Raw genomic sequence first — 9,343 nt, forward strand, 5'->3', positions numbered from 1 at the left:
GCTGATCGCCTGCGCCGGCACGCCGTTACGCACCAGGGCGTCCTTCACGGCGTTCGCACGACGCAGCGACAGCGCCATGTTGTAGGCTTCCGGGCCCGACGTATCGGTGTGGCCGGTCGCCGTGATGCGGGCGTTGCCCTTGGTCTTGAAGGCGTCGGACGCCTGCTTGATCGTGTTCAGCGCCTGCTGGCTCAGGTTCGAGCGATCCCAGTCGAAGAATACCATGAACGACGGCGGCGCCACGACCGGCGGCGGCGGCGGGGGCGGCGGCGGCGCGGCGCCGAAGCGCATCTGCAGGCTCGCCATCACCGAGATGTTGTTGATCGACGGATTGCTGCTGACCGAGAAGCCCGGGCCCGAATGCACGAAGTTCGGCGTGGTCGTGCCCATGTAGCGGCCTTCCAGATTGATACGGAAGGTCTCATCGATGTTGTAGCCCGCGCCGACCATCGCCTGGTAGGCGAACTGCGTGCTGGTCACCGTCGTGCCGAGAGCGCCCACGTTCAGGAAGCCGACACCGGCGCCGGCGCCGACATAGGGAACGAACCGACCTCCAGCCATGAAGTCGTAGTAGATGTTGCCCATCACGTTGATCTGCTGGAGATTGAAGCCGTAGCTGCCGACGAAGGCACCGGCCTGGACATTGCCGCTGTTTGCGCGATAGGCGCCTTCCAACTCGACGCGAGGGCCGACGAAGTCGTAGCCGACGGTGCCGCCGAGAACGTAGCCGGTGTTGAACGAAGCGTTCGAGGTGAACGAGCCGGAGCCGCCCCCCGTGAAGATCGTGCTGTTGTACGAGCTGTTGAAAAGCCAGTTCAAACCGCCTTCGAGGCCGACGTAGACACCGCCGGGCTGAAGCGACTGCGCCTGGGCAGCGAACGGCGCCGCCGCGAGCAGCGCAACACCAATGACCATCCTCTTCATCTGAAATCTCCCCGACTGTGTTGCCTATTGGGCGGCTTAACGACAAACGTACGTTGTATTTTATACTATTTCGCGGCAACCCCGACAATCGCGCATAGACTGCAAGCCAACCATAGTGGTTTTTCTGCAACACCTTACCGGAAGACCCTGTTTTATTGCATTTGCAGGACCATGAGCGTCCCTCATGGCGGAGTTACTTCCCCTTGATGGCACGACATGGGCTGCAAGCATTAAGGTCGCAGCCCACAGTTAGAGGGACCCCCCGCCATGAGCAGCACATCCGACTACACCCCGCCCCCGGTCTGGACCTGGAACAAGGCCAACGGCGGCCGCTTCGCCAACATCAACCGGCCGATCGCAGGGTCGACCCACGACAAGGACCTGCCGGTGGGGCGCCATCCCTTCCAGCTCTACTCGTTGGGCACGCCCAACGGGCAGAAGGTCACCATCATGTTCGAGGAGCTGCTGGCGGCCGGCCACAAGGGCGCCGAGTACGACGCCTGGCTGATCAAGATCGGCGAGGGCGAGCAGTTCGGCTCGGGCTTCGTCGCAGCCAATCCCAATTCCAAGATCCCCGCCCTGGTCGACCGCAGCGGGCCCAAGCCGATCCGCGTGTTCGAGTCGGGCGCGATCCTGCTGCACCTTGCCGAGAAGTTCGACGCGTTCGTGCCCAAGCTCGGCGATCCCGTGCGTGCCGAATGCCTGTCGTGGCTGTTCTGGCAGATGGGCAGCGCGCCTTACCTCGGCGGTGGCTTCGGCCACTTCTATGCCTATGCGCCGAGCAAGATCGAATACGCCATCGACCGCTTCGCCATGGAAACCAAGCGGCAGCTCGACGTGCTCGACCGTCGGCTCGCCGAATCGACGTTCCTGGCGGGCGACGACTACACCATCGCCGACATCGCGGTGTGGCCGTGGTACGGCGGCCTGGCCAAGGGCCTGCTCTACGGCGCCGGCGAGTTCCTGGCGGTGACGGAATACAAGAACGTCCAGCGCTGGGCCGACACGATCGCCGCGCGGCCGGCGGTCAAGCGCGGCCGCATCGTCAACCGCCTGCAGGGCGATCCGGCGGCCCAGCTGCGCGAGCGGCACGATGCCAGCGACTTCGAGCTCAGGACCGAGGACAAGCTGGCGGCTGATTAAGCCTTCCATCGGCCCCCTCACCTAACCTCTCCCCCTAGCGGGGGAGAGGAATTTGAAAGTGGGCGGCCATTGCGCATCAACTTCAACCACGGCGCGGCGTGGAAGACGCTCATCAGCAGATACATCGGGGCCATGCCGGTGTGTGCTGAAAGGGGCGGTGAGGTGCCGCAGAACCCGTCGATTGGGCCGCCGCCGATCGCCGTCACCAACGCCATGACGGCGAAGGTGGGGGCGGCCATCAGCGACAGGGCGTTCATCGCCCGCAGCACGACTTGGTCGCCGCCGCCTTCGGCGCCGGCTCGTAGCGGTCGTGGTGGCGCACCCAGGCCATGGTGAAGTCGAGGCCGTCCTCGTCGCGGCCCTTGGGCGTGAGGTCGAGCAGGTTGTAGGTGTGCATCATCACCTCCACGCCGCGGCCGTAGGTCGAGTAGGTGTGGAAGACCTCGCCGTCATCGTCCTTCCAGAAGACGCTGATGCCCGGCATCTCCTGCCCCGGCGGCTTGCTGCCGAAATTGTAGTCAGCCGTGCCGTTCTCCTTCTCTTCGGCCGTGAAGGTGACGTGGAAGTCGCGGTTGAAGTCGGTGCCGTGCGAGGACACCCAGGGGAACTTCCAGCCCATGCGCTGGCGGAAGCGCTCGATCTCGCTGAGCGGCGCCAGCGAGACGGCGACGAAGGCCGTGTCGCGCTGTGCCAGATGCACCAGCGTCGGATCGGTGTGGTCGGCCATGTAGGAGCAGCTCTTGCAGCCCTGCTCCCAGCCCGGCTGCAGCATGAAGTGCTGCATCACGAGTTGGCGACGGCCGTCGAACAGGTCGGCGAGCCGGCGCGGGCCCTCGCTCGAGGCGAAGACGTAGTCCTTGTCCATGCGCACCCACGGCAGGGCGCGGCGCTCGCGCGCGATCTGGTCGCCGAGATGCGTCAGCTCCTTCTCGCGGCCCAGCAGCGCCTTGCGCGCGGCGAGCCACTGCTGGCGGGAAACGACGGAATGGTTCGTGTCGGTGGTGGTCATGATGTCCTCCAATGCTTGTCGGGGATGAATGTGAGCCCGACGTTGAAACGGTGGGAGTTACAAGTGTGGCGGGATTCGGCGGGCTACCCCGGCGGCATCCTGTCGAACTTCGGGACCGCCGGATCGAGGTGGTCCCAGGCGTGGCCGCGCACGCCGTAGGTCACCGCCTGCGGCTTGAAGCGGCCGGGATCGTCGAGGCTCGCGGCGGTCACGATGAACACATCCGGCGCGATCGCGACGGTGAGATAGACCGGCGAACCGCAGGTCGGGCAGAAGGCGTGCGTCTTGGTCTTTCCGCTGTCGCCCACGAGGTCCCAGTGCTTCGCCTCGCCCTGAAGCTTCACGTCCTTCCGGCCCGTGAAGGCCAGGTAGGAGCCGTGGCCGGTGCCGCTTCGCTGCTGGCAATGACGGCACTGGCAATCGTTCATGAATACCGGATCGCTGGATATTTCGTAGCGGATCGCGCCGCAGGCGCATCCGCCCGTGTAAGGCTTGCTCATGTCGTTGCTCCTCTCAGGCGACAGATTTGCGCCTGAGGTCGGAGCGGCGGGAGTTACAAGTGTGGCGGGATTCACTCCCGGGAGGATTTATCGGTATTTCCGGTATTTCCGACAGCGACCGTGGTAGCGAGTCGCGGATTGATACACCACCTGTTGGGCGGCCGCCCACGCGAGGGATGCTCGTAGTGGATCTGGCTCGCGATGCCAGCGTCCCGCAGGCGGTAGAGGACCTGCTCAGCGTCGGCAGCGTTGACGGTGCGATGCAGGGCCTCCACCCGCACCTGCTCGCGCGACACTTCGTTGAGACCGCTCTGGCGCAGCCAGCGCACGACGCGGCGCACCTGGCGCTCCCTTTCATTCGGCACCATGCGATGGAAGAGCCCAAAGGCATGCGGGCGGAAGTATTCCGACCACAGACGCACGCCGCGCTCGATCTGCTCGGCGCCGAGCGCACCGGGCGGACCGCCCGGCCCCAGCTCCGACCACGCCAGCAGCTCGAGCACGCCGGCCAGCCGGGCCACCGTGCCGCGGCCCTTGCCGAGCCAGGCCATTTCCAGGCCGTCGGTCTCCTCGCGCAGCTCGCGCGCGAGGCCGGACAAGAATCCGTCGAAGGCTTTCAGGCCGCGCGAATCGACCACCAGCTCCAGGGGACTCTCCGGCCGACGCACCTTGTCCGCGATGCGGCGCAGCGCGGCGAGCGCCTCGGCGTCGCGTGCCGGCTTGGCGGCACCGAGCGGACGATGCTCGGGCAGCGCCGGCCAGGCAAAGAGGAAACGGCCCGCAAGCTCGTCGCTGCTCAAGAGGCCGGTCAGCCGCTCGGCCGACAGCGCGAGCAGCAGGCTCACCGCGAAGCGCTCGATACGGCGATTGCCGAGCGACAGCGGACCGGCCGACCACGCCTGCAGCCATTGCCTGCGCGCGGTCTCGGGTGCACCGCCGAGCCACTCCGCGCCGTCGTCGCGCCACAGCACGACGCCGCGCCGGCTGGCGGCAACAGCGTCGGCGACGGCACCGAGCGCAGTCTCCTCGACCAGGACGCGCGGGCTCCGGTCGTCCGCCTCGTCGTCCGCCTGTTCCACGTCGAGCGTCGCCAGAAGCTCGCGCACCGACGCCATTGCCGGCGACTTGCCGCTGGATGGGGCGCCGACCGGGGCCTGCCACAGCACCAGCGGCTCGGACCAGCGCGGCCCGATGCGCACGCTCGCGCCGGCGCCGCAGAGGCCGCTCACCGCCGCCAGCACCGACTGCGCAACATAATCGACGGGCACGTTGAGTGCGCCGGCCGTCTCGTTGACCCAGTCGCGCCAGAACGCGGGCAGCAGATCGAGGGGGAACGCCGGCACCGGCGGCCGCGCTTCGTCGAGGAAGGCCATGTCGATCTCGCCCCACCCACCCACCGGCGCCGACGAGATCGGCCGCGCATAGCGCGGATCGTAGTATTTCGAGCGGGCATCCGCGCGCACCATGGCGACCAGCGGATCGACGATCTCATCGGATTCGTCTTCGGGGGCGGGGTCGAGATCGGGATCCGGGCGGCGGCGCATGGGCGGCTCCTTGCTAGCACTGCTGTCAGGCAATAATAACTATAGTAAATTACCAATAACAGAAGTGCAAGCCCGAAATGCCGCTTCTCGCTCGTCTTTGCCGCTCAGGGCTACTGCATACGACCTGAGATGCGAGACGGCCGGCGCAACGAATGGCCACGGCCGGCGTTGCGACCCAATGCCTTCCCGGATCGAGGACTACGCATTGATCGGCGATTGCGAGACGGCGGCCCTGGTGGCGCGCGACGGCTCGATCGACTGGCTGTGCTGGCCGCGTTTCGATTCGGATGCCTGCTTCGCCGCGCTGCTCGGCACGCCGGAGCACGGGCGCTGGCGGCTGGCGCCGTTCGGCCACTGCCGCGGCATAACGCGGCGCTATCTCGGCGACACGCTGATCCTCGAAACGCGCTTCGAGACCGACCAGGGGGCCGTGAAGCTGATCGACTTCATGCCGCCGCGCGGCGGTCCCACCGACGTCGTGCGCATGGTCGTGGGCGAGAGCGGCAGCGTCGCCATGCACATGCAGCTCACCGTCCGCTTCGGCTACGGCTCGCGCGTGCCTTGGATCGACCGCCAGGAAGACGGCACCCTGCGCATCATCGCCGGCGCCGACCAGGTCGTGCTGCGCAGCGCCGCGGCGGTGAGCGTGGCAGGCAATTGCATCGAGAGCGACTTCGTCGTGGCCGCCGGCGAGTCGGTGGCCTTCACGCTGACCTATGCGCCATCGCATCTCGCGCCGCCCGACCCGATCGACCCCGAGGCGGCATTCGCGGCGACGAAACGGTTTTGGGACGACTGGGTGGCCAAGGCACGCGTCGCGCCCGGTGAGCGCCACCACGCCATCATGCGCTCGCTGATCACGCTCAAGGCGCTGACCTATGCGCCGAGCGGCGGCATCGTCGCGGCGGCAACCACCAGCCTGCCCGAGACACTGGGCGGCATCCGCAACTGGGACTACCGGTTCTGCTGGCTGCGCGATGCCACGCTATCGCTGCTCGCCTTGATGAACGGCGGCTATTACGAAGAAGCAGCGGCGTGGCGCGACTGGTTGCTGCGCGCCGTCGCCGGCGTGCCGCCGCAGGCGCAGATCATGTACAGCATCACCGGCGAGAACCGCCTCCCCGAATGGGAGGTCGGCTGGCTGCCGGGCTACGAGGGCGCGCGGCCGGTGCGCATCGGCAATGGCGCGCACGGCCAGCTCCAGCTCGACGTCTACGGCGAGGTCATGGATGCGCTCTACCAGGCACGCCGCGGCGGCATCGCCGGCAGCGAGGATGCGTGGAACCTGATGCAGGCCTTCCTGTCGCACCTGACGACGATCTGGCGCGAGCCCGATCGCGGCATCTGGGAAAGCCGGGCTGCGCCGCGCCATTTCACCTTCAGCAAGATCATGGCCTGGGTCGCCTTCGACCGCGGCGCCAAGTTCGCCCGCGAGTTCGGCATGAAGGGGCCGGTCGAGCGCTGGAGCGCCGTGGCGCGGGAGATCCATGACGACGTCTGCCGCAAGGGCTTCGACGCCGAGCTGGGAAGCTTCGTGCAGTCCTATGGCTCGAAATGGCTCGACGGCAGCCTGCTGCTGATCCCCACCACCGGCTTCCTGCCGCCCGACGACCCGCGCATGGTGGGCACCATCCGCGCCGTCGAAAGGCGCCTGCTGCAGGACGGCTTCGTGATGCGCCACGATCCGGCGGAAGTCGAGACCGGGCTGGCGCATGGCGAAGGCGCCTTCCTCGCCTGCTCCTTCTGGCTGGTCGACGCGATGGTGATGACAGGGCGGAAAGAGGAAGGGCAGCGGCTGTTCGACCGCCTGCTCGCGCTGCGCAATGACGTCGGGCTGCTGTCGGAAGAATTCGACGTCGGCGCCCAACGCCTGGTCGGCAACTTCCCGCAGGCCTTCTCGCATGTCGCGCTGATCAACTCCGCCCACAACCTTGCGCGCCTCAGCAAGCCCGCCGAGCAGCGGTCCGGCGAAGCTGCGGTCGCCGGCTGAGCGTTCACCAGCTGAGGCGCAGGCCGACGTTCAGCGCGTGGTTATCAGTGCCGGAGCCGATGTCGCCGTCGTAGCGAAAGTAGATCTGTGTCCCGGCAGCGATAGCGGTGGCGGCCTGGAAGCCGATCGCCGCCGCGTCGCGCTGCGGCGTGGCGCCATAGACCGTGAAGGCGTTGGCGGGAGCGCCGGCGAAGGCCGCCGTGATCGGCCGGCCGATGTAGGCATATTCGTGCAGCCAGCCCAGGCGGAGCGCGATGTCGAGGGTCCGCGTGTCGCCGAGGCCGATCGCGCCGTTGAGCTGTGCGCCGAGCGTCGACCGTACCGAGTTGGTCGTCTGCTGCTGCACGTTCAGGCTCAAGGAGTTCGCACCCCACTCATTGAACGCCGACTGGTTCGCGCTCATCACCTGCAGCCGGGCGAACGGCGTGACACTCGCGGCTGCTGGCGCATAGACCGGCACCTGGTAGCCGAGCTCCACTTGGCCCAGGAACTGGTTGGCGCCCGTCGAGCCGTTGGCCGTGCGCGGCTGCAAGCCGGGGATCGAAATCTGCCGCTGCAGCTGGTTGTTGGAGTAGGCGTAACCCGCCAGCAGGTCGGCATAGAAGCCGGACTGCGTGAACGAGGCGTAGGCCGCGACGCTGACCGCGTTGGTCCAGCCCTTGCCCTGGAACGTATCGGCCCATTGCGTGCCGCTGGTGTAGCCCGCACCGATGCCGAGCAGCAGGTTCGGCATCACGCGGTAGTCGATGCCGGCTGCCGCGCCACCGAGATTGTAGGTGAAGGTATTCGAGTTGCCGTCGCCCTGCACCGAGCCGAAGCCGCCGAGCGCACTGCCCCACACGCTGAACGGGCTCGCGGCATCGCACGCCTCGACCTCGCAGGCCTGGGCCAGCGCCTGGCGCTGGCCGCTGCCCGAGGCGCCGCGCGCCAGCGCCATCTGCTGGCCGAGCGCATTCATGAACAGCGTGTTGGAGGCGAGGTTGGCCGTGCCGAAGTCGGCATAGGGCTGACCGCTGATCTGATTCAGCGCCCACGGTCCTTGCTGGGTGCTGAGGCTCGCCAAGGCGTTCAGCACGGTGTTGAAGTCACCGGTGGCACCGGCATTGGCCTGGTCGAGCGCGGTGCCCACGGCGTACTGGTTGGCGGTCCGAGCGCCGGAGGCGAAGGCGCTCTGGCCCATCGCCAGCAGCAGGTACACGTTGTTGGCATCGTACGACAGGCTCGGCGTCAGGAAGGCGAGGTTGCTGGTCACGCCCGAGTAGGTGCCGCTCAGCCCGCCGGTGGCGTTGAGGATGGTGTAGGTCGTGTTGCGCTGGTAGGTCCCGGCGGCTGCGAGCACCGAGACGGTGGCGCCCCCGCCGATGGTCGCCGTGCCGGTGGCGTTGATACGGTCTGCTTGGCCCGCCGCATTGGCCTCGACGACGTAGGTGCCGCCGCTCTGGCTGAAGTTGCCGTTGATGTTCAGCGTGCCGATCGAGTTGCCGGGCGCCACCATGCCGCCGTTGACCGCCAGTGTGCCGATGTTGCCGGTGCCGCCCAGGGTCGCGCCGTTGTTCAGCGTCACCGTGCTGGCAAGCGAGCCGTTCACGATCAGCATGCCGCTGTTGACCGTGGTTGGCCCGGTGTAGGTGTTGGCGCCCGTCACCGTCAGCGTGCCCTGCTGCAGCGTGAAGCCGCCCGTCCCCGACATCACCCCGCTGTAGGTCGCCGTCACCGGCTGGTTGAACACCAACAGGCCGTTGTTGGCGATGTTGCCCTGGAGGCTGCCCCCCGCTGCCGCGCCGTTGCCGAGCTGCAGAGTGCTGCCCGCCGCGATCGACGTGCCGCCACTATAGGTGTTGGTGCTGGTGTAGATCACCGTGCCGCCGCCACCGATGCTCACCGCGCCCGTGCCGCTGATGCTGCCGGCATAGGCGCCGCTGCCCGTCTGGTTGAAGGCGAGCGTGGCGTTGTTGACGATGGTGCCCTGCAGGCTCGACGTCGTGCCCTGCAGCGTGCCGCCGGTCACCATCGTGCCGCCAGAATAGCTGTTGCTGCCGCTCAGGATCACCGTGCCGGTGCCGTTCACCAGCAGGCCGCCGGCACCGCTCATGTTGCCGGCGTAGGTGCCATTGGTCGCCTGATTGATCGTGACCTGCGCGTTGTTCAGGATGTTGCCCTGCAAGCTGGTGGTCGTGCCCTGCAGGATGCCACCCGACACCGTCGTGCCGCCGGTATAGGTGTTGTTGCCGGT

The 9,343-nt window shown here is 67.4% G+C and carries 8 protein-coding genes; 2 read left to right on the top strand and 6 right to left on the bottom strand.

Features of this window, described 5'->3' with window-relative positions; genetic code table 11:
* Positions 1 to 924, bottom strand: a 924-nt coding sequence (locus RSO01_RS44480; protein WP_147157059.1) for an OmpA family protein, incomplete at its 3' end; no start/stop codon positions are given.
* A 267-nt stretch (positions 925 to 1,191) separates the two neighbouring features.
* Between RSO01_RS44480 and yghU the strand changes: the two genes are divergently transcribed.
* Positions 1,192 to 2,067: a glutathione-dependent disulfide-bond oxidoreductase gene (gene yghU, locus RSO01_RS44485; RefSeq protein WP_147157060.1), complete on the top strand. Its 876-nt coding sequence runs from the start codon at positions 1,192 to 1,194 to the stop codon at positions 2,065 to 2,067.
* A gap of 17 nt (positions 2,068 to 2,084) precedes the next feature.
* Here the strand turns inward: yghU and RSO01_RS44490 are convergent, their stop codons facing one another.
* From RSO01_RS44490 to RSO01_RS44505, 4 genes are all read right to left on the bottom strand, one after another.
* A complete protein-coding gene (locus RSO01_RS44490) occupies positions 2,085 to 2,324 on the bottom strand; it encodes a hypothetical protein (RefSeq protein ID WP_147157061.1) in 240 nt (79 codons plus the stop codon).
* Complete coding sequence (locus RSO01_RS44495) at positions 2,321 to 3,076, bottom strand: DUF899 domain-containing protein (RefSeq protein WP_147157062.1); 756 nt, start codon at positions 3,074 to 3,076, stop codon at positions 2,321 to 2,323. The genes RSO01_RS44490 and RSO01_RS44495 overlap by 4 nt, the downstream gene beginning before the upstream one ends.
* An 83-nt stretch (positions 3,077 to 3,159) precedes the next feature.
* Positions 3,160 to 3,576 carry a GFA family protein gene (locus RSO01_RS44500; protein WP_147157063.1) on the bottom strand — a complete coding sequence of 139 codons (417 nt, stop codon included), beginning with the start codon at positions 3,574 to 3,576 and terminating at the stop codon, positions 3,160 to 3,162.
* Positions 3,577 to 3,647: 71 nt separating this feature from the next.
* Positions 3,648 to 5,120 (bottom strand): DUF3987 domain-containing protein, encoded by a 1,473-nt coding sequence (locus RSO01_RS44505; protein WP_147157064.1) that lies wholly within the window; start codon positions 5,118 to 5,120, stop codon positions 3,648 to 3,650.
* Between the two features lie 178 nt (positions 5,121 to 5,298).
* Between RSO01_RS44505 and RSO01_RS44510 the strand changes: the two genes are divergently transcribed.
* Positions 5,299 to 7,110 carry a glycoside hydrolase family 15 protein gene (locus tag RSO01_RS44510; RefSeq protein ID WP_147157065.1) on the top strand — a complete coding sequence of 604 codons (1,812 nt, stop codon included), beginning with the start codon at positions 5,299 to 5,301 and terminating at the stop codon, positions 7,108 to 7,110.
* 4 nt (positions 7,111 to 7,114) lie between these two features.
* Here the strand turns inward: RSO01_RS44510 and RSO01_RS44515 are convergent.
* Positions 7,115 to 9,343: autotransporter outer membrane beta-barrel domain-containing protein (locus RSO01_RS44515; protein WP_147157066.1), on the bottom strand; the 2,229-nt coding region annotated here is incomplete at its 5' end.

It is taken from the genome of Reyranella soli (assembly GCF_007992495.1).
Taxonomy (GTDB): Bacteria; Pseudomonadota; Alphaproteobacteria; order Reyranellales; family Reyranellaceae; genus Reyranella; species Reyranella soli.

Coding starts and splice junctions, on each gene's coding strand:
- RSO01_RS44510 (WP_147157065.1), top strand. CDS start 5,299: ATGCCTTCCCGGATCGAGGACTACGCATTGATCGGCGATTGCGAGACG.
- RSO01_RS44490 (WP_147157061.1), bottom strand. CDS start 2,324: ATGAACGCCCTGTCGCTGATGGCCGCCCCCACCTTCGCCGTCATGGCG.
- yghU (WP_147157060.1), top strand. CDS start 1,192: ATGAGCAGCACATCCGACTACACCCCGCCCCCGGTCTGGACCTGGAAC.
- RSO01_RS44495 (WP_147157062.1), bottom strand. CDS start 3,076: ATGACCACCACCGACACGAACCATTCCGTCGTTTCCCGCCAGCAGTGG.
- RSO01_RS44505 (WP_147157064.1), bottom strand. CDS start 5,120: ATGCGCCGCCGCCCGGATCCCGATCTCGACCCCGCCCCCGAAGACGAA.
- RSO01_RS44500 (WP_147157063.1), bottom strand. CDS start 3,576: ATGAGCAAGCCTTACACGGGCGGATGCGCCTGCGGCGCGATCCGCTAC.